This window comes from uncultured Caulobacter sp. (assembly GCF_947036865.1).
In the GTDB taxonomy this organism is placed as follows: domain Bacteria; phylum Pseudomonadota; class Alphaproteobacteria; order Caulobacterales; family Caulobacteraceae; genus Caulobacter.
Genome location: NZ_CAMQSF010000031.1, coordinates 24926 through 43211 on the forward strand (window position 1 = coordinate 24926; position 18286 = coordinate 43211).

The 18286-nt window shown below is 68.6% G+C and carries 19 protein-coding genes and 1 pseudogene; 12 read left to right on the top strand and 8 right to left on the bottom strand.

All coding sequences use genetic code 11. The features are described from left to right. Positions 1-122: 122 nt before the first annotated feature. Together bfr and Q0V34_RS15295 are read right to left on the bottom strand one after the other, a co-directional pair. Entirely contained in the window at positions 123-605 is a 483-nt protein-coding gene (gene bfr, locus Q0V34_RS15290; protein ID WP_297513382.1) for a bacterioferritin, read from the bottom strand. 122 nt (positions 606-727) lie between these two features. Beyond that, on the bottom strand, positions 728-913 hold the full coding sequence (locus Q0V34_RS15295; RefSeq protein ID WP_297513383.1) for a (2Fe-2S)-binding protein: 186 nt from the start codon (positions 911-913) through the stop codon (positions 728-730). 131 nt (positions 914-1044) lie between these two features. On the opposite strand from Q0V34_RS15295, the gene thiE reads away from it, so the two are divergent. From thiE to Q0V34_RS15320, 5 genes are all read left to right on the top strand, one after another. Then, positions 1045-1689 (top strand): thiamine phosphate synthase, encoded by a 645-nt coding sequence (thiE, locus tag Q0V34_RS15300; RefSeq protein WP_297513384.1) that lies wholly within the window; start codon positions 1045-1047, stop codon positions 1687-1689. 86 nt (positions 1690-1775) lie between these two features. After that, positions 1776-2183 carry a hypothetical protein gene (locus tag Q0V34_RS15305; protein ID WP_297513385.1) on the top strand — a complete coding sequence of 136 codons (408 nt, stop codon included), beginning with the start codon at positions 1776-1778 and terminating at the stop codon, positions 2181-2183. A gap of 336 nt (positions 2184-2519) precedes the next feature. Next, positions 2520-3320 carry an inositol monophosphatase family protein gene (locus Q0V34_RS15310; protein WP_297513386.1) on the top strand — a complete coding sequence of 267 codons (801 nt, stop codon included), beginning with the start codon at positions 2520-2522 and terminating at the stop codon, positions 3318-3320. 199 nt (positions 3321-3519) lie between these two features. Then, on the top strand, positions 3520-4590 hold the full coding sequence (locus Q0V34_RS15315; protein ID WP_297513388.1) for a glycerophosphodiester phosphodiesterase: 1071 nt from the start codon (positions 3520-3522) through the stop codon (positions 4588-4590). 73 nt (positions 4591-4663) lie between these two features. Next, a complete protein-coding gene (locus Q0V34_RS15320; RefSeq protein WP_297513391.1) occupies positions 4664-5965 on the top strand; it encodes a hypothetical protein in 1302 nt (433 codons plus the stop codon). 122 nt (positions 5966-6087) lie between these two features. Here the strand turns inward: Q0V34_RS15320 and Q0V34_RS15325 are convergent, their stop codons facing one another. Then, positions 6088-7941, bottom strand: a complete 1854-nt coding sequence (locus Q0V34_RS15325; RefSeq protein ID WP_297513397.1) for an ABC transporter transmembrane domain-containing protein — start codon at positions 7939-7941, stop codon at positions 6088-6090. A gap of 125 nt (positions 7942-8066) precedes the next feature. Here Q0V34_RS15325 and rpmE point away from each other — a divergent pair, with 125 nt between their 5' ends. The 4 genes and pseudogenes from rpmE to Q0V34_RS15345 all read left to right on the top strand — a co-directional run bounded on the left by rpmE (position 8067) and on the right by Q0V34_RS15345 (position 9394). Further along, on the top strand, positions 8067-8297 hold the full coding sequence (gene rpmE, locus Q0V34_RS15330) for a 50S ribosomal protein L31 (protein ID WP_004616338.1): 231 nt from the start codon (positions 8067-8069) through the stop codon (positions 8295-8297). Positions 8298-8399: 102 nt separating this feature from the next. Continuing rightward, positions 8400-8465, top strand: a pseudogene (locus Q0V34_RS15335) (hypothetical protein); the annotation flags it as partial. Between the two features lie 188 nt (positions 8466-8653). Then, complete coding sequence (locus tag Q0V34_RS15340; protein WP_297513400.1) at positions 8654-9070, top strand: hypothetical protein; 417 nt, start codon at positions 8654-8656, stop codon at positions 9068-9070. 75 nt (positions 9071-9145) lie between these two features. Beyond that, the gene (locus Q0V34_RS15345; RefSeq protein WP_297513402.1) at positions 9146-9394 is read left to right on the top strand and encodes a hypothetical protein; all 249 of its coding nucleotides are present in this window, start codon (positions 9146-9148) and stop codon (positions 9392-9394) included. Between the two features lie 35 nt (positions 9395-9429). Here Q0V34_RS15345 and Q0V34_RS15350 read toward each other — a convergent pair whose 3' ends face one another. Both Q0V34_RS15350 and Q0V34_RS15355 read right to left on the bottom strand, forming a co-directional pair. Beyond that, positions 9430-9597, bottom strand: coding sequence for a hypothetical protein (locus Q0V34_RS15350; RefSeq protein ID WP_297513404.1), 168 nt, complete (start codon positions 9595-9597; stop codon positions 9430-9432). 259 nt (positions 9598-9856) lie between these two features. Then, positions 9857-10345 carry a YcgN family cysteine cluster protein gene (locus Q0V34_RS15355; RefSeq protein WP_297513406.1) on the bottom strand — a complete coding sequence of 163 codons (489 nt, stop codon included), beginning with the start codon at positions 10343-10345 and terminating at the stop codon, positions 9857-9859. A 54-nt stretch (positions 10346-10399) separates the two neighbouring features. Here Q0V34_RS15355 and Q0V34_RS15360 point away from each other — a divergent pair, with 54 nt between their 5' ends. Together Q0V34_RS15360 and Q0V34_RS15365 are read left to right on the top strand one after the other, a co-directional pair. Continuing rightward, the gene (locus tag Q0V34_RS15360; RefSeq protein WP_297513407.1) at positions 10400-12595 is read left to right on the top strand and encodes a PBP1A family penicillin-binding protein; all 2196 of its coding nucleotides are present in this window, start codon (positions 10400-10402) and stop codon (positions 12593-12595) included. Between the two features lie 68 nt (positions 12596-12663). Continuing rightward, positions 12664-13014, top strand: coding sequence for a hypothetical protein (locus Q0V34_RS15365; protein ID WP_297513409.1), 351 nt, complete (start codon positions 12664-12666; stop codon positions 13012-13014). 31 nt (positions 13015-13045) lie between these two features. Here the strand turns inward: Q0V34_RS15365 and Q0V34_RS15370 are convergent, their stop codons facing one another. The 3 genes from Q0V34_RS15370 to Q0V34_RS15380 are packed head-to-tail and all read right to left on the bottom strand — an operon-like array spanning position 13046 to position 17221. Next, positions 13046-14602 (bottom strand): DHA2 family efflux MFS transporter permease subunit, encoded by a 1557-nt coding sequence (locus Q0V34_RS15370; protein WP_297513411.1) that lies wholly within the window; start codon positions 14600-14602, stop codon positions 13046-13048. Positions 14603-14624: 22 nt separating this feature from the next. Next, entirely contained in the window at positions 14625-15752 is a 1128-nt protein-coding gene (locus tag Q0V34_RS15375; protein ID WP_297513412.1) for an HlyD family efflux transporter periplasmic adaptor subunit, read from the bottom strand. Between the two features lie 38 nt (positions 15753-15790). Further along, positions 15791-17221, bottom strand: a complete 1431-nt coding sequence (locus Q0V34_RS15380) for an efflux transporter outer membrane subunit (protein WP_297513414.1) — start codon at positions 17219-17221, stop codon at positions 15791-15793. 109 nt (positions 17222-17330) lie between these two features. Here Q0V34_RS15380 and Q0V34_RS15385 point away from each other — a divergent pair, with 109 nt between their 5' ends. Continuing rightward, positions 17331-17939, top strand: a complete 609-nt coding sequence (locus Q0V34_RS15385; RefSeq protein WP_297513422.1) for a TetR/AcrR family transcriptional regulator — start codon at positions 17331-17333, stop codon at positions 17937-17939. Positions 17940-18286 lie beyond the last annotated feature (347 nt).

Sequence of the window (18286 nt, forward strand, 5' to 3'; positions counted from 1 at the left end):
TGTGACCTGCTGAGGTAAGGCTGAGCACGGTTTCCACCGCCATCACCCCCACCCCTGCCCCTCCCCCATCAAGGGGGAGGGATCTTATGTCTACCTTCCAAGGGTGATCGGCATGCCCGCCCCTAAGACGCCGGCAGCTCGCCCATGGCCGATTGCAGGTAGTTGGCCTCGCCCAGGGACTTCACCAGCGACAGCTGGGTCTCGAGGAAGTCGATATGCTCCTCGGTGTCGCTGAGGATCTCGCGCAGCAGTTCGCGGCTGACATAGTCGCGCGCCGCCTCGCATTGGACGATGCCGGGGATCAGGGTCTCGCGGCCCGACAGCTCGACCCGCAGGTCCGCGTTCAGGCACTCGGGGACCGTCTCGCCGATCTTCAGCTTGTGCAGGTCCTGAAGATTGGGCAGCCCCTCCAGGAACAGGATGCGGTTGATCAGCATGTCGGCGTGCTTCATCTCGCCGATCGATTCGTCGTAGGTGATCTTGCCCAGGCGCTTGAAGCCCCAGTTGTCGTACATCCGCGCGTGCAGGAAGTACTGGTTGACCGCCGTGAGCTCGTTGGTGAGCACCGCGTTGAGCAGTCGGATGATGCCGGGATCGCCCTGCATGGCGGCCTCCTTGTTGGCGCTCTGAGATTCTGTCCGATCGCGAACCTGGGCCATGCGGAACTGGGGTTCAACACGGAAAGACGCGGCGAGCGCCGCCGAGGGGCGAGCCGGGGTCGCGGACGCTATTCGGCGGCGTAGGCCAGCGCCTCGCGGCGCTCCTGGATCATCTGGCGCATCTCGCAGACGCACTTGGCGCACTGGGCCTGGCAGCCCTTGGCCCGGAAGACGTCGATCGGACGCCGGGCGCCCGCGTCGATCGCCGCGCGGACCTCCCGCTCGCGAATGCCGTTGCAGTTGCAGACGTACAAGGACGGACGCCCCAAGCCGATTGATTATCATTCGCATCTAATCGATCGCGGTCGCTTTTGCAACTGACTCTCACTCCGGCCTGGTGGGACATGGGGTCGCGCCGGCGCGCGAATTGACCTAAATCGGCGGCATGACCGCCGACTGCCGCCTCTATCTGATCACGCCCCCCGCCCTGGCCGACCTGGCGGCGTTCGGTCATCGGCTGGCCGAGGCGCTGGACGGCGGCGACGTCGCCGCCTTGCAGATCCGCCTGAAGGACGTACCCGACGACGTCGTCATCGCCGCCGTCGACGCCCTGGCGCCGATCGCCCAGGCCCGCGACGTGGCGGTGATCCTGAACGACCGTCCCGACCTGGCCGCCCGCCTGCCCGTCGACGGCGTTCACGTCGGGCAGTCGGACATGGCCTACAAGGAGGCCCGCAAGCTGATGGGGGGCCGCATGGTCGGCGTCACCTGCCACGACAGCCGGCACCTGGCCATGGAGGCCGCCGAGGCCGGAGCCGACTATGTCGCGTTCGGCGCCTTCTTCCCGACCACGACCAAGGACGCGCCCACCACGGCCGATCCCGAGATCCTGACCATCTGGCAGGAGACGATGGAGACGCCCTGCGTGGCGATCGGCGGGATCAGCGCGGCCAACGCCGCCCGGTTGGCGAGCGCGGGGGCCGACTTCCTGGCGGTCTCGGCGGGCGTCTGGGCGCATCCGGAAGGCCCAGGCGCCGCCGTCGCGGCGCTGAACGCCGCCATCGCCGAAGGCCTCGCGGCCCGCCAATAGTGGCGGAATAACGGCAATATCTTGTGACGCGCCGCACACAGGCCTAGCTTTCCCGCAACCAACACGTTGAGGGGGAGACGCCGATCATGAAGCGACTCGTATTGTGCCTGCTTAGCGTACCGGTCCTGGGCCTGGCGACCATGGCCCTGGCGGAGACCTGGAAACTGGCGCCAGGCGAGACCAAGACCTATTACGACGAGGATTTCACGCGGGTCGACAAGGCCAGCGGCCTGGTCGTCACGCGCATCGCCGAGGGCAAGGCCAACGGCCCCTACCGGAACTGGGCGGCCAGCAAGGGCCCGATCCTGCTGTTCGCGCTGGACTGCGCGGCCGACAAGTGGATGGACCTCGGCATGGACTTCGACGGCTCCAAGGGCCTGCCCAAGGGCTGGCGCAAGGAGGCCAAGGTCGACGACATCGCCGGCGCCGTCGGCAAGGCCGGCAAGCTGGCCTGCCAGAACAAGGACAGCCTGCCGGTCGTGGAGCTGCCTTAACAATTAATCCGATCTCCCCGGCGAACGCCGGGGCCCAGATCCCATGGCATGTGAGATAGCGAGAAGGGCGACAGCGCCTTTGGAGCGCGCCTCGGCGCTTTTCCATCTGGGCCCCGGCGGGAGTTTACGCTCGGAAGCGCGAAGCGCTATCCGTGGCGCCGGGGAAGCGGGTATTGTGGCGGGCGTTCGCCGTTAATCCTCTCGGATGAGGCGTAACTTGCCTTCCGGCCTGTGGACGACTAGGTTCCGCGCCCGTTCTTTCACACCGTCGACCTACCGCTCCGCCGCCGGACATTCCGGCGGGCGTCGACGGCAATGCCCAAAGGATAGCCGCCCGTGCCCACGCCTTCCGCCCTCCTGAACGTGATGATCGACGCGGCTCGGAAGGCCGCCCGGGGCCTGGCCCGCGACTTCGGCGAGGTCACCGAGCTGCAGGTCTCCAAGAAGGGCGCGGCCGACTTCGTCACCAACGCCGACCTGAAGGCCGAACAGACCCTGTTCGAGGTCCTGACCAAGGCTCGCCCCGGCTACGGCTTCCTGGGCGAGGAGCGCGGCATGATCGAGGGCACCGACAAGACCCACACCTGGATCGTCGACCCGCTGGACGGCACCACGAACTTCCTGCACGCCATCCCGCACTTCGCCGTCAACATCGCCCTTCAGCGCGAGGGCGAGGGGATCGTGGCAGGCGTCACCTACAACCCGATCACCAACGACCTGTTCTGGGTCGAAAAGGGCAAGGGCGCGTTCCTGGGCGCCGAGAAGCGCCTGCGCGTCGCCGCCCGCCGCAATCTGGAAGAAGCCATCCTGGCCACGGGCGTGCCGTTCGCCGGCAAGCCGGGCCACGGCCAGTTCCTGAAGGAGCTGCACCAGGTCAGCCAGAAGGTCGCCGGCGTCCGCCGCTTCGGCGCCGCCTCGCTGGACCTGGCCTGGGTCGCGGCCGGTCGCTTCGACGCCTATTGGGAACGCAACCTCGGCGCCTGGGACGTCGCGGCCGGCATCCTGATGATCCAGGAGTCGGGCGGCAAGGTCACCACGATCGACGAAAGCGACCTCGACGTCCTGGCCGGCAAGTCGATCCTGGCCAGCAATCAGGACCTCTATCCGCAGATCCTGGAGCGGCTGCGGGCGGCTTGATCCCAACCCCAACAATAACCGTCATCCCGCGACGTGTTCGCGGGACCCATGGTTCAGCTTCCGCGTGAGAGCGTGAGCTTGCTCCGCGTCCCCGGCGGACCGATGGTTCCCGCGCATGAAGCGCGGGATGACGGATTTGATGTGAGCGCGAGGTTGGGTTCTAGCCAAACCGTCACATCCAGGCGCTAAATCGCGCCCCATGACCCTGCTCACCCGTCGCGCGCTCACCACCGCCGCCCTGGCCGGCACCTTCCTGCCGGGCCTGGCCCGCGCCCAGGCCAAGAAGCCGATCGTCATCGGCCATCGCGGCTGCAGCGGCGAGCGGCCCGAGCACACGGCGCTGTCCTACGAGCGCGCCATCGAGCAGGGCGCGGACTTCATCGAGCCGGATCTGGTCCCGACCAAGGACGGCCATCTGGTGGCCCGCCACGAGAACGAGATCGGCGGCACGACCGACGTCGCCAGCCGGCCCGAATTCGCCAGCCGCAAGGCGACCAAGACCATCGACGGCCAGTCGGTCACCGGCTGGTTCACCGAGGACTTCACCCTGGCCGAGATCAAGACCCTGCGCTGCCGCGAGCGGCTGCCGCAGCTGCGTCCGGCCAGCGCCGCCTTCGACGGCCAGGCCCAGATCCTGACCTATGAGGAAGTGGTCGCCATCGCCCGCACGGGCAGCCAGCGCACCGGCCGAACGATCGGAACCTATCCCGAGCTGAAGCACCCGACCTATTTCGCCTCGATCGGCCTGCCGACCGAGGATCGCCTGGTGGCCAAGCTGAAGGCCCTGGACCTGAACTCGGCCAAGGCGCCGGTGTTCGTCCAGTGCTTCGAGGTCGGAACGCTGAAGCGCCTGCGGGCCAAGACCCCCGCGCGGCTGGTCTTCCTGGTCGCCGGCGAAGGCGGTCCGGCCGACCTGCCGGGCGTGAAGTACGCTGATCTCGTCACCGTCCAGGGCCTGAAGGAGGTCGCGGTCTATGCCGACGGCCTGGGGCCGGACAAGGCGATGGTCGTGCCGCAGGACGCCAATACGCTGCTGCCGGCCACGGATCTGGTGAAGAACGCCCACGCCGCGGGCCTGGTCGTCCACCCCTGGACCGTGCGGGCCGAGAACTATTTCCTGCCGGCCAATCTGCGCAAGGGCGACGCCCAGAACCCCGCCTTCCTGGCCATGCAGGGCGACGTGACGCCGGTGTTCAAGGCGCTGTACGCGGCCGGCGTCGATGGGATCTTCAGCGACTTCCCGGGCCTGGCGGTCGCCGCGCGCGGCTAGAACCGTCGGCTAGCCCTTGCCGAACCCGGGCGGCGCGGTGCAGCGTGCCGACCGCTGTCGCCAGGGGTTGTCCATGCGCATTCGTCACGCCGTCTCCGCGGTCGTTCTTACCGCCGCGTTCGCCTTCGCCGCGCCCGCCCTCGCCTCGCCGGGCTCGGACCTGCTGGACCGGATCGCCGTCGACTTCGTCCGCATGACCCTGGAAGCCGGCGAGCGCGAGCCGGGCTATGTCGACGCCTATTACGGGCCGGAGGAATACCAGCGCGCCGCCAAGCTGGCTCCGCGCCCGGTGTCGGTCCTGCGCAACGAGGCCGACCGGCTGCGGATGCTGCTGGCCAAGGTTCCCGACAAGGACCTCGACGCCGACCAGCGCCGTCGCAAGACCTTTCTGAAGGGCCAGATCCGCGCCGCCCAGACGCGCCTGGCGATGATGGCCGGCGACAAGTTCAGCTTCCAGGACGAGGCCGAGGGCCTGTTCGGCGTCCGCCCCGTGCTGAAGCCCCTGAAGCGCTACGATCCGATCCTGGCCAAGATCGAAAGGATCGTGCCGGGCAAGGGCGACCTGGCCGCCCGCGTCGACGCCTTCCAGAACCGCTACGTGATCCCGACCGACAAGGTCGAGGCGGTGATGCAGGCCGGCATCGCCGCCTGCAAGGCCAAGACGGAGGAACACATCAAGCTTCCCGCCGGCGAGCGCTTCGACCTGGAGTTCGTCACCAAGAAGCCCTGGAGCGGCTACAACTGGTACAAGGGCGGCGCCCACAGCGTGATCCAGATCAACACCGACCTGCCGATCTATATCAGCCGCGCCCTCGATCTGGGCTGCCACGAAGGCTATCCCGGCCACCACGTGCTGAACGCCCTACTGGAAGAGAAGCTGACCAAGGGCAAGGGCTGGGTCGAGTTCAGCGTCTATCCGCTGTTCTCGCCGCAGTCGTTCATCGCCGAGGGCAGCGCCAATTTCGGCATAGAACTGGCCTTCCCGGGCGAGGCCAAGACCGCGTTCGAGCGCGACAAGCTCTACGCCCTGGCGGGCCTGGATCCCAAGACGGCCAAGGCCTATGGCGAGCTTCAGGCCGCCAAGGCCGCCCTGGCCAGCGCCAGCAACACGATCGCCGCCGACTACCTGGCTGGCAAGATGACCAAGGAACAGGCCGTAAGGGCGCTGATGAAATACAGCCTCTATTCGCGGGGCGGGGCCGAGAAGCGGGTGGCGTTCATCGAGACCTACCGCTCGTACGTGATCAACTACAACATCGGCCAGGACATGGTCCGCGACCACGTCTACCGCGCCGGCAAGTCCGAGGCGGCGCGCTGGGCCGCGATGGAGCGGGTGATCAGCGAACCGACGACGCCGGCGGACTTGCGGCGGTAAGCCCCTTCCCCCTCGCGGGGAAGGGGTTGGGGATGGGGGCGCCAGCTCCGTATCCAAAGGCTAGCGACAACACCCCCACCCCTGCCCCTCCCCGCAAGGGGGAGGGGTTCTTCTTGGCTGTCTCAAGCCGCCTCGACCCCGAACTGCAGGCTGGCCAGGCGCGCGTAGAGGCCGCCCTTGGCGAAGAGTTCGGCGTGGGCGCCTTGCTCGACCACGCGGCCCTCCTCCATGACCACGATGCGGTCGGCCTTCAGCACGGTCGCCAGGCGGTGGGCGATCACCAGGGTGGTGCGACCGGTCATGGCCGCGTGCAGGGCTTGTTGCACGAGGCGCTCGCTTTCGGCGTCCAACGCGCTGGTGGCCTCGTCGAGCAATAGGATCGGGGCCTCGCGCACCAGGGCGCGGGCGATGGCCAGGCGCTGGCGCTGGCCGCCGGAAAGGGTCTTGGCGCGCTCGCCCACCGGCGTGTCGAAGCCCTGCGGCAGGGCCGACAGGAAGCCGGCGGCCTGGGCGGCCTGCGCGGCGGCCCGCAGCTCGGCCTCCGAGGCGTCCTCGCGGCCGAAACGGATATTGTCGAAGGCCGAGCCCGAGAACAGCGGCGAGTCCTGGGCCACCAGGGCCATGCGGGCGCGGACCTCGGCCGGCTCGGCGTCGCGCAGGTCGACGCCGTCCAGGCGGATCGCGCCCACCTGCGGGTCATAGAACCGCAGCAGCAGCCTCAGCACCGTGCTCTTGCCCGCGCCCGAGGGGCCGACCAGGGCGACGGTCTCGCCCGGCTTCACGGTCAGGTCGAAGCCGTTCAGGGCTGGCAGGTCCGGGCGGCCCGGATAGGCGAAGGTGACGTTCTCGAAGGCGATCGCGCCTTGGGCCGGAACCGGCAGGGCCTTGGGCGTCGCCGGCGCGGCGATGTCCGGCTTGGCGTTCAAGAGCTCGGAGATGCGGTCCATGGCGCCCGAGGCCTTCTGGACGTCGCCCCAGACCTCGCCCAGGGCGCCGATCGAGCCGGCGGCCATCACCGCCAGCATGGCGAACTGGGCCAGGGTGCCGCCGGTCATCTCGCCCGACAGCACCAGGCGCGCGCCGGTCCACAGCAGGAGGGTGATGCCGCCGAAGGCCAGGGTGATGACCATGGCGGTCATCGCCGCGCGGGTGGTGATCCGCCGAACCGAGGCCTTGTAGGCCGCCTCCACCGCCGCGCCGAACCGCGCGGTCGAGCTGGCCTCGCGGCCGAAGGCCTGCACGGTCTCCAGGGCGTCGAGGCTCTCGCCGGCGTAGCCCACCGCGTCGGCGAACTTGTCCTGGGCGCTGACCGTCAGCTTGCGCACGCGACGGCCGACCAGGAACATCGGGGCCAGGACCACCGGCACCATCACCACGATGAAGCCGGCCAGCTTCGGCGAGACGACGGCCATGTATGTCAGGCCGCCGACCAGGCTGAGGATGTTGCGCAGCGCCACCGAGGCCGAGACGCCGACCAGCTGCTCGATCAGGCTGACGTCGGTGGTCAGGCGCGACAGCACCTCGCCCGTGCGGGTCTTCAGGAAATACTGCTGATCCAGCGTCAGGGTGTGGCCATAGAGCGCGCGGCGCAGGTCGGCCACGACCCGCTCGCCCAGCCGGGTGATGAAGAAGAATCGCGCGGCCGTGGCGATGGCCAGCACCAGGGCCACGGCGCCGAGGCCCACGAAGGCGCTGTTGATCGCCGCCGCATGGCCCTTGGCGAAGCCATGGTCGATCACGCCCTTGAAGGCCGCCGTCAGGCCCAGGGTGGCCCCGGTCGAGAACAGCAGGAAGAAGCCCGCCGCCAGGCCGTCGGCCTTGTGGGCGGCGACGAAGGGCAGCAGGTGCGCCAGGGGCCGGATGTCCTTGCGGCGCGGCCGCCGGGCCTTGGCCTCGGCCATGCCCTGGACCAGCTCGGCCCCCGCGCCGGGACGGCCCTCGGCCTTTTGCTCGCCGGCGTTCACGTCAACCATCAACAGTCCCTTGCCAAAATCGCGCGGGTTCTTTATAGCCGCGCGTCTTCGAGGGCCACCCCGCGCGTGCGCGGTTCGGCCCTTAGCCCATTTCTCACTCGCCGGCTTAGTCGGTCTGGATCGCCGTCATGAAACAAGACATTCACCCCGACTACCACTTCATCACCGTCACCCTGACCGACGGTTCGAGCTACAAGACCCGCTCGACCTACGGCAAGGAAGGCGCGAACCTGGCGCTCGACATCGACCCGCGCACCCATCCGGCGTGGACCGGCGGCAACGCCCAGCTGATGGACCGCGGCGGCCGCGTCTCGCGCTTCAACGCCAAGTTCGCCGGTTTCACCGGCAAGAAGGCCTAGGCTTAGACCTTCTCGCCGTAAGGGCGACGAGAGGCCGGTTCCGCGTTCGCGGGCCGGCCTTTTTCGTGTTTGGGGCCCAGAGCGCTACGCTCTCAATAAACCCCGTCATTCCCGCCCTCGTGGCGGGAACCCCTCTGTCCGCCGCAGGTGCGGGAGGGGCGGACTGCACAGCAGTCCGCTGGCGTCTCACGGGTCAGCTGAAAGAGGGGGCTCCAGCCACGAGGCCGGGCGTTCACCGGGACCGACAATGGCTTGCCGTCGCGATCTGAATGTCGGCTTTCTGGCGGCGGGTCGATTTCGGTTCGCGACCCTAGTCGGACCTTTGGTCACTTCCGTGCGTAGGCTAACCTAGTCGCATGGACAGCTTCGCGCTCGTAGATCGGTTGGCTCGGGAAGTTCCCGGCCTTGCGCCGATGCTCGCGGAACACCTAGCCTACTATGAGGAGGTGCTCCCTCACGTTTTCTTTGGCGAAATGACGCCCTTTCTAGTCAGTCTCAAGGATGGTTCGGACGCTGACAGGGCTGTTCTGACTAAGGCACTTTCCTTGTTTGAAGAGGCATGGAGAAAAGCCCACGAAGAGGGCTATGAAGACGTCACCAACGTGATCGCAGTCAGCTTCATCGAGAACCTGCAAGGACGCGGAGAACTCAGAGCAATGCAGGCGTTCTTTGGTCCAGCGATGTCGAATTGGGCCGACTGTTTCGAAGACGCGCGCCCCGACACACCGCGCGTCGGCTGGTTTGGAAAACTTCTGGGACGGTTTCAGGCGTGACTGAACGTTTCCTCTCCACGCGTTGGGGACCATCGCGATGTCTGGTGATATCCGCCATTGCCGCCGGAGTTCGAGATGCCGCTTTTCCGCTATCACATTACCTGCGGCACCGAGACGAGGACGATCGAGCTTCGGAAAAGTAATCCCCAGGGCTGGCTGCTCGATGCTGTCACGGCGACCTTCCCGGAGATCGCTTCACGAAGGGCCGCAGACGTCATGCGACTGCGGCTCGAAGCTGTCAGCGGCGTAAAACAATCCTGGCGGGCCATGCTCCCTGATGAGCGCGCCGACCTAATGATCCAGGTCTCCGAAGCGCGCAGCTGACGTCCGCTGCCCACCCGTTGCAGACATTGAGCCAGCTACGAGGCTCGTCCGTACTTCCCGATCCGAGCGTCGAATTCATCTTCCAGATCGGGATGTTCGCGAAACACGGGCTGCAGGATGCTGAAGCTGATTTCGGCAATGGCTGTAGCGATGCCATGCTTCAGGCTTTCGTCCGCACCGTGCTCGTTCACCAGCGCGACCAAATTTCCAAGTTCCGATCCGGCTCTTATTGCGGACGATGCAACAAGTCGGGCGAGCTCTCGATCCATTGTCCCTCGGCGCAGACGGCCTGATCTGGACCGAAAGCATATCAAAGGAAGGTCCGCTTCCCACCCCGAACAGCCGGTCGGAATGTCCGCTTTCCGCGCCAGCAAACGGGTTTGCCAGTACCGGCATATCCCCAGTGGTTTCAGGGCGGGAATGACGGTCGAATTTTGGTTGGCGGATCTCCACCCGGCCTCCTCAATCCCCCTCTACCTCGTACGGATCATCCCCCCGGTCCCGCATCAGGTCCGTCGCCGTGAAGTCCAGCGCGTCCTCGGCGTCGTCGAAGCAGAGCTCGGACACCGTCTGGTCGCGGACCGAGACGCCGGCCTTGTGGGTGCTGTCGGGATCGCCGGTGATCAGCGGATGCCAGCGCGGCAAGTCCTTGCCCTCGTGCAGCCGGCGATAGGCGCAGGAGGGCGGCATCCACTCCAGGTCCTCGATATTGTACGGCGTCAGCTTGATGCAGTCCGGCACGGTCTTCTTGCGGTTGGGATAGTCGACGCAGCGGCACAGGTGGGCGTCGAACAGCTGGCAGTGGACCCGCGTCGGGATGATTTCGCCGGTATCTTCGTCTTCGAAGCGAACAAGGCAGCAAAGCCCGCAGCCGTCGCATAGGCTCTCCCACTCGGGGACGGTCATCTCGGAGAGCGTCTTCGTCTCCCAGAAAGGTTTGCGTGGCGTCATGCCGCCGTCCTAAACCCGAATGACCTGGCGACCAACAGAGCCTGATCCAAAACCGTGAACGACTGGACGCTGCCGCCGTACAAGTTCGACGACAAGGAGCCGCCTCGGAAGCCCGAGAGCGGCGCGCGGACGCCTGACGCCGAGGCCTCGCCGACGCCGGACACCTGGGCGCGCCCGATCTCGCCCCAGGACCCGTTCCGGCTGGCCGACCGCGCGCCGCCACCGCCGCCGCCGCCCGAGGAGCCGTTCCGCGCCGACCTGAGACACGCCGCCGCGCGCAGGAAGGCCCGCAAGGCGGGATGGATCTGGGGGACGCTGCTGGTCCTGGTCCTGACCGCCGTGCTCGGCGTCGGCGGCGGGGCCGCCTATGTCTGGTTCAAGTACCTGAAGGACACCCCGCCCCTGCCCTCGCGCGAGGCGCTGTTCGCGGTCAATCGCGCGCCCGGCATCCGCTTCGAGGACCGCAACGGCCAGGTGATCGCCACGCGGGGTCCGCGCTATGGCCAGCGGATCACGGTCCACTCGGTCCCGGGCTATGTCTCGCAGGCCTTCCTGGCCGCCGAGGACCGGCGCTTCTACGACCACGGCCCGATCGACGTGCAGGGCATCGTCCGCGCGGCCTGGGTCAACTGGCGCGGCGGCAAGACCCGCCAGGGCGCCTCGACCCTGACCCAGCAGCTGGCTAAGGGCCTGTTCCTGACCCCCGACCGGGTCGTCAAGCGCAAGCTGCAGGAGATGCTGCTGGCCTACCGGCTGGAAAAGATCCTCTCCAAGGACGAGATCCTCGAGCTCTATCTGAACCGCATCTATTTCGGGGCCGGCACCTATGGCGTCGACGGCGCGGCCCAGACCTATTTCGGCAAGCCCGCCAGCCAGCTGACCCTGTCGGAGGCGGCGCTGCTGGCCAGCCTGCCCAAGGCGCCGTCGCGGCTGGCCCTGACCAACGACATGGAGCGCGCCCTGGCCCGCTCGCGCCTGATCCTGGCCAATATGCGCAAGGAGGGCTGGATCACGGCCGAGCAGGAGAGCCGCGCGCTGGACGACACGCCCCGCCTGTCGCCGATGGCCCTGCAGGACGAGGGCGACTATGGCTGGGTGCTGGACTACGCCACCAGCGAGGCGGTGAGGATCGCCGGCCAGAACGCCCCCGACCTCGTCGTGCGCCTGACCATCGACCCGACCCTGCAGCGGCAGGGCGCCGAGATCGTGCGCCAGACCATGGCCACCGAAAGCACGCGCTCGGGCGCGCACCAGGCGGCGCTGCTGTCGCTGTCGTCCGAAGGCGCGATCCGCGCCATGGTCGGCGGCACGGACTATGTCGAGAGCCCGTTCAACCGCGCCGTCCAAGCCCGCCGCCAGCCGGGCTCCAGCTTCAAGCCGTTCGTCTACGCCGCCGCCGTCGAGAAAGGCGTGCTGCCGACCGACATCCGCGTCGACGAGCCGGTCAAGTTCGGAACCTGGGCGCCGGAGAACTACAGCGGCGGCTATCGCGGGCCGATGACCGTCGAACAGGCCCTGATCACCTCGACCAACACCATCGCCGTCAAGCTGGCCCAGGAGGCCGGCGGCCCGGCGATCGGCGACCTCGTGCGCCGGTTCGGGATCACCTCGCTGCCGCCGCAACCCGACCTGTCGGTGGCCCTGGGTTCGTACGGCGTGAGCCTGCTGCAGATGACCTCGGGCTTCCAGGTCTTCCAGCAGGGCGGCCTGCGGGTCGAGCCCTATGTGATCGAGAGCATCGGCACCCAGGGCGGCCAGGCGATCTTCCAGCACGCGCCCCCCCAGGCCGAGCGCCGCGTCTACGACGTCGGCCACGCCAGCATCATGGTCAAGATGATGAAGAAGGTGGTCTCGGAGGGCACGGCCAAGCGCGCCGCCTTCGGCCGTCCGGCGGCGGGCAAGACCGGCACCAGCCAGAACTGGCGCGACGCCTGGTTCGTGGGCTTCACGCCCGATTACGTCACCGGGGTCTGGGTTGGCAACGACGACGAGAAGCCGATGAACAAGGTGGTCGGCGGCGACATTCCGGCCAGCATCTGGCGGCGGTTCATGATGGCCGCGCACCAGGCCCTGGCGGTGCGCGACTTCCCCTGGCTGCTGCCCGACCCGGTCGCCCCCACCGAGCCCGACCCACGCAACGGCTATTACGAGACCCTGTCGGCCGAATTCGCTCGCGCGGCGTCGGAGCTGGAGGACGCGGCCAAGGCCCCGCCGCCGGGGCAGCCGGCGCAGGACAACCTGCCCTACTGATCGGCATTGCGCCCCTTTGCTCGCGGCGGTATTCGAAGAACGCGGTTCTTCGGAATGAGGGCTGATCGATGGGTGTTCTGGCTTTCACGCTCGCGCTCGCGGCGACGACGCCGCCGCCGATGGACATGGCCCCCTACTTCGCGGGCAGCTTGCGGATCGAGCAGCTGGGCGAGGTGGATCGGATGGCGATCCGGTCCGACGGCCGTTACCTGATGCTGGGCCAGAAGATCCCGCGCGCCGAGGGGCGCTGGTGGTTCGAGGGCGATCAGTTCTGCGTGCTGCCCGATCCTCAAGCCGGCGTCGCCGATCAGAAGGTCTGCATGGCGCTGGAAGCCCGCAAGGTGGGCGACAGCTGGACCAAGACCTTCGGCGACCAGACCGTGCGGTTCACCCTGACGGCGGACAAGCTGGCCTTCTAACGGGCCCCGTCCAGGACGCGTCGCCCTCGACCTAGTCCGCCGCGGCGTGGGCGCCGCCGCCGCTCATGGCCTTCTTGGTCAGCCAAACCAGCGGGATCAGGATCAGGCACAGCCAGGCCGAGACCCGGAAGAAGTCGAGCGCGGCCAGCAGATAGGCCTGGTTCACGGCCTGCTGGGTCACGGCGCCGGCGGCCTGCAGGCCCGAGAGCCCGACGCCCTGCAGCTTGCCGACCGTGCCGACATAGGCCGGGTCGGTGGCGCTCATGGTCTCGGCCAGACGCGTCTGGTGCACCGCCGCGCCCCGGTCCCAGATCGTGGTCGCCAGCGAGGCGGCGAAGCTGCCGGCGGTGATCCGCGAGAAGTTCGACAGACCCGAGGCCTGGGGCGTCTGCTGCGGTGGGATGCCGTTCAGCGAGATGGTGACCATCGACAGGAAGAAGGTGCTCATGGCCACGCCCTGCACCAGCAGCGGCACGACCAGCACGCCGAAGCTGGCGTCGGGCGTGTAGCCCGAGCGCATCCAGAACGACAGGCCGAAGGCGCTGAGCGACAGGGTGGCGACCCAGCGCGCGTCGACGCGGGTCAGCAGCCTGGCCATGAACGGCGTCAGGAACACCGCGACCACGCCGCTCGGCGCGGCCACCAGGCCCGCCCAGGTGGCGATGTAGCCCATCCGCGTCTGCAGCCACAGCGGCAGCAGGAGGTTGTTGCCGAAGAACACCGCGTAGCCCAGGCAGAAGGCGATCGTGCCGATGGCGAAGTTGCTGGACTTGAACAGCGACAGGTCGACGATCGGGTGCTTCTCGTTCAGCTCCCAGATCACCCAGGCGACGAAGCCGATGATCGCGATCCACATCTCGACGACGATGGCGGGCGAGGAGAACCAGTCGGCCTCCTTGCCGGTGTCCAGCATCACCTGCAGCGCGCCGACCCAGACCAGCAGCAGCATGAAGCCGGTGCGGTCGATGGGCAGCTTGCGCGTCGGGGTCTCGCGGCTGGCCATGTTGCGCCAGCAGATCACGGCGCACAGGATCCCGACCGGCACGTTGATCAGGAATATCCACGGCCAGGAGATATTGTCGGAGATGTAGCCGCCCAGGATCGGGCCGCAGATCGGCGCCACCAGCGTGGTCATCGACCAGATGGCCAGGGCCGTGCCCCGCTTGGCCGGCGGAAAGATCATGATCAGCAGGGCCTGGGAGCCGGGGATCATCGGCCCCGACACCGCCCCCTGCAGGATCCGGAAGAAGATCAGCGACGACAGGTTCCACGATATGCCGCACAGGAACGAGGCGATCGTGAACAGCACCACCGAGGCGACGAAGGTCTTGACCACGCCATAGCGGCCCATCAGCCAGCCGGTCAGCGGCACCGAGACGCCGTTGGCCACGGCGAAGGCGGTGATCACCCAGGTGCCCTGGCTGGAGCTGACGCCGAGATTGCCGGCGATGGTCGGGATCGAGACGTTGGCGATCGTGCTGTCCAGCACCTGCATGAAGGTGCCCAGCGCCAGGGCGATCGAGGTGATCGCCAGGGTGAGCCCCGTCATCGGCGCCGGGCCGCCGCCTTGAGTTTGGTCGGACGCCATGTCAGCGGCTCCTGAAACGCGCTTACCGTTGGGCGACGTCGATCTTGGCCTTCATCGACAGGCCGACCCGCAGCGGGTGCTTGGCGAGCTCGGCCGGGTCCAGCGTGATGCGCACGGGCACGCGCTGGACGACCTTGATCCAGTTGCCCGAGGCGTTCTGGGCCGGGATCAGCGAGAAGGCCGAGCCGGTGCCTCCGGCCAGGCCCCGGACCTTGCCGTGGAACTTGACGCTCCCGCCATAGAGGTCGGAGGTCAGCTCGACCGGCTGGCCGGGAACCACCTTCTTCAGCTGCACTTCCTTGAAGTTGGCGTCGACATAGGCCTGGGCGGTGGGGACCACGACCATCAGCGGCGCGCCGACGGCGACCTGCTGGCCGACCTGCGCCGACTTGCGGGCCACGACGCCGTCGACAGGGGCGCGGACGACGGTGCGGGCCAGCGAGAGGCGCGCGGCGTCGAGGCGGGCGCGGGCGGCCTTCACTTCCGGGTTCTCGCCGACCGAGGCGCCGGAGATCAGGACGGTGTTGGCCTCGCGGCTGCCGAGGGCGGCGTCGCGATTGGCCAGCGCCTGGGCGCGGACGGCCTGAGCGGCGGTCAGGGCGGCTTGCGCGTTGGCCAGGCGGTTCTGGGCGGCGGTCAGCTCGTCGCCCGAGACGGCGCCCTGGCCGACCAGGGCCTGACGGCGCGAGAGGTCGACGCGGGCGCGCTCGACATCGGCCTTGGCGGCGGCGATCTGGGCGTCGGCCCGCTCGACGTCGGCCTGGCGGGCGTTGAACTGGCCGGCCAGGGCCGTGTCGCTGGCGAAATAGCCCTTCACCTTGCGCTCGGCCTGGCCGAGGGCGGCTTCGGCCTGGGCCACCGCGATGCGGGCGTCGGCGTCGTCGATGACGATCAACGGATCGCCGGCCTTCACGGCCTGGGTCTCGACCACGAAGATCTTGGAGACGGGGCCGGGCGACAGCGCCGTGACCTGGGCGATCTCGGCCCCGACATAGGCGTCGTCGGTCTCGACATAGTGGCTGTCGAAGGCCAGCCACCAGGCGCCGTAGCCCACCAGGCCGACGGCGACCACGCCCGCCAGCAGGGTCAGCTGGCGGCGGCGCTTGGTGTTGGCGGCGGCTTGGCCGTTGGGTTGAGCGGAGTCGGACATGTTCGGAAGTCCTGAGCGAGCGGATGCGTTGAAAGGGTTCAGGCGCCGGTGAAGCCGCCGCCGAGGGCGCGGACCAGGGCGATGTCGAGGGCGAAGGCGCGGCTTTCCAGGTCGGCGACGACCCGGCGCTGGGCCAGCACCGACTGCTCGGCCAGCAGCACCGACTGATAGGTCGACAGCTGGCCTTCGTAGCGCAGGCGGGCGATGCGATAGGCGTTCTCGTTGGCGGCCAGCGCCGCGCGGGCGTCGGCGAGCCGGGCGGTCAGGGCCCTCTGGCTGGCGGTGACGTCGGCCACTTCGCGCAGGGCCTGGGTCAGGGCGCCGTCATAGCTGGCCACGGCCGCGTCGCGGTCGGCCTCCGCGCCGCGCAGGCCGGCGCGGAGGGCGCCGCCCTGGAAGATCGGCAGGCGCAGGGCCGGACCGACCTGGCCGATGTCCGAGCCGCTGGAAAACAGCTTGTCGAGGTACAGAGACTGGACGCCGACGAAGCCGGCGAGATTGATGTCCGGATAGAACGCGGCCTTGGCCTGGCGGGTGCGGGCCGTGGCGGCCTCGGCGCGCCAGCGGGCGGCGACCACGTCGGGCCGGCGGCCGATCAGATTGGCCGGCAGGTTCTGGGGCAGGCCGAAGGGCTTGAGCGTGACATTGGCCGGGCGGGTGATGGAGAGACCGCGATCGGGACCGGCGCCGACCAGGGCGGCCAGGGCGTTGCGGGTCAGGGCGATCTGCTCGTCCAGCGCCGACAGCTCGGCCTTCGAGGCCGGCGGTCCCGCCGCCGCCTGCTCGCTCTCGGCCTTGGTGTCGAGGCCGTTGGCGACGCGCTTGGCCACGAGGTCCGAGGTCTCCTGGCGCAGCCGGACGGCCTGGGCCGCGACGTCGCGCTGGGCGTAGAGGCGCGAAAGCTCGGCATAGGTCGAGGCGATCGCCGTCGACAGGGTCAGGCGCGCCTGGGCGGCGTCGGCCTCGGCCGCCCTGGCTTCGGAGGTCGCCGCAGCGATCGCCGCGCGGTTCTTGCCGAAGAAGTCGAGCTCCCACGAGACGTCGAGCGCGACGCGGCCGACGTCGTTGTAGCCGTGCGGCACGAAGGCCGGCGGGATGCCGGCGTTGTAGCTCTGCTTGGACTCGCCGACCTCGGCCCCGAGACCCACGCGCGGCAGGTCGGCCGAGCGCGCCTGGGCGGTCAGGGCCTGGGCCCGGCGCAGGCGCGCCTGGGCGGCGGCCAGGCTCGGCGAGCCCTTCAGGCCCTCGTCTTCCAGGGCGTTCAGCTGGGCGTCGCCATAGCCGGTCCACCAGGCGTCGGCGGGCCAGTCGGCGGTCGGGGCGGCGAGGCTCCGGTCGGCCGCGTAGGCCTGGGGCGCCTTGGCCACCCGCGCGGCCTCCGCCGGCGGCAGGCTGGCGCAGGCGCTCAGGACCAGGGCGCTGGCGGCGGCGAGCAGCGGAAGACGGGGGCGAAACGAGAAGGTCGACATGAGCGCGCCTTGATGTGACCGTACGGTATAGTCATATGGTACAGTGCAGGTAGGCCCCACTTGCGCCATAGTCAAGGCGACCGTACCGTACGGTCGAGGAATTATTTCGATGACGAGCCGCCCCGACCGAGACTCCCGCCGCGAAGCCATACTGGATGTCGCCGCCGAGGTTTTCTTGAACGAAGGGTACGACGCGGCCTCGATGTCGACCATCGCCGCCCAGGTCGGCGGCTCCAAGAGCACGCTCTACAACTACTTCAAGAGCAAGGAAGAAATCTTCGAGGCGCATATCGAGCGCTACTGCGGCTGGCAGCGCGAGGCGATGTTCGGCCTGCTCGGCGACGGCGATGATCTGAGGTCGGCGCTGACCAATGTCGGCCGGCGCTATCTGACCAACGTGCTGTCGGAGCGAAACATCCGCCACTTCCGGCTGATCGTGGCCGCCGCCGAGCGCTCGCCGGATCTCGGCCGGGCCTTCTACGAGGCGGGACCGGGGCGCGGCGCCAAGATCCTCGGCGACTTCCTGGCCCGGATGAAGGCCGAGGGCCGCTTCGCCGGCCCCGATCCCCACGCCGCGGCGCACCTGTTCATCGCCCTCTGCCAGAACCGGTTCCTGAAGATGCGGCTGGTCAACTATGTCGGCGAACCCACGGCCGAGGCGATCGACGCCGAAGTCGCCCTCGCCGTCGACGCCTTCATGGCCGCGTTCGGGGGTTAGAGCGGGCTGAGGCGCCCCCCTTCCCCCTTGATGGGGAAGGGTCGGGGATGGGGGTGACCTGCCGAGGGCAGGCCGAGCGCGGCTTCCACCGCTGTGCTCACCCCCTCCCCTACCCCTCCCCCATCAAGGGGGAGGGAAGCGATGTCATTGATCGACCCTGGTCGGACGGTGAGGGAAACCCCTCTCTTTTAGAGAGAGGGAGGGGCCCGCGCCGCAGGCGTGGGAGGGTGAGTGGTTCCGCCGTCAGCCGGCGTGCCGGCACATAGATCGAAACAGCGCCAGAACCGTTCTTGGGCTTCGCCTACCCACTCACCCTCCCACGCCTGCGGCGCGGGCCCCTCCCTCTC

Coding starts and splice junctions, on each gene's coding strand:
- bfr (WP_297513382.1), bottom strand. CDS start 605: ATGCAGGGCGATCCCGGCATCATCCGACTGCTCAACGCGGTGCTCACC.
- Q0V34_RS15375 (WP_297513412.1), bottom strand. CDS start 15,752: ATGTCCGACTCCGCTCAACCCAACGGCCAAGCCGCCGCCAACACCAAG.
- Q0V34_RS15315 (WP_297513388.1), top strand. CDS start 3,520: ATGACCCTGCTCACCCGTCGCGCGCTCACCACCGCCGCCCTGGCCGGC.
- Q0V34_RS15340 (WP_297513400.1), top strand. CDS start 8,654: ATGGACAGCTTCGCGCTCGTAGATCGGTTGGCTCGGGAAGTTCCCGGC.
- Q0V34_RS15370 (WP_297513411.1), bottom strand. CDS start 14,602: ATGGCGTCCGACCAAACTCAAGGCGGCGGCCCGGCGCCGATGACGGGG.
- Q0V34_RS15355 (WP_297513406.1), bottom strand. CDS start 10,345: ATGACGCCACGCAAACCTTTCTGGGAGACGAAGACGCTCTCCGAGATG.
- Q0V34_RS15365 (WP_297513409.1), top strand. CDS start 12,664: ATGGGTGTTCTGGCTTTCACGCTCGCGCTCGCGGCGACGACGCCGCCG.
- Q0V34_RS15305 (WP_297513385.1), top strand. CDS start 1,776: ATGAAGCGACTCGTATTGTGCCTGCTTAGCGTACCGGTCCTGGGCCTG.
- Q0V34_RS15320 (WP_297513391.1), top strand. CDS start 4,664: ATGCGCATTCGTCACGCCGTCTCCGCGGTCGTTCTTACCGCCGCGTTC.
- thiE (WP_297513384.1), top strand. CDS start 1,045: ATGACCGCCGACTGCCGCCTCTATCTGATCACGCCCCCCGCCCTGGCC.
- Q0V34_RS15380 (WP_297513414.1), bottom strand. CDS start 17,221: ATGTCGACCTTCTCGTTTCGCCCCCGTCTTCCGCTGCTCGCCGCCGCC.
- Q0V34_RS15385 (WP_297513422.1), top strand. CDS start 17,331: ATGACGAGCCGCCCCGACCGAGACTCCCGCCGCGAAGCCATACTGGAT.
- rpmE (WP_004616338.1), top strand. CDS start 8,067: ATGAAACAAGACATTCACCCCGACTACCACTTCATCACCGTCACCCTG.
- Q0V34_RS15345 (WP_297513402.1), top strand. CDS start 9,146: ATGCCGCTTTTCCGCTATCACATTACCTGCGGCACCGAGACGAGGACG.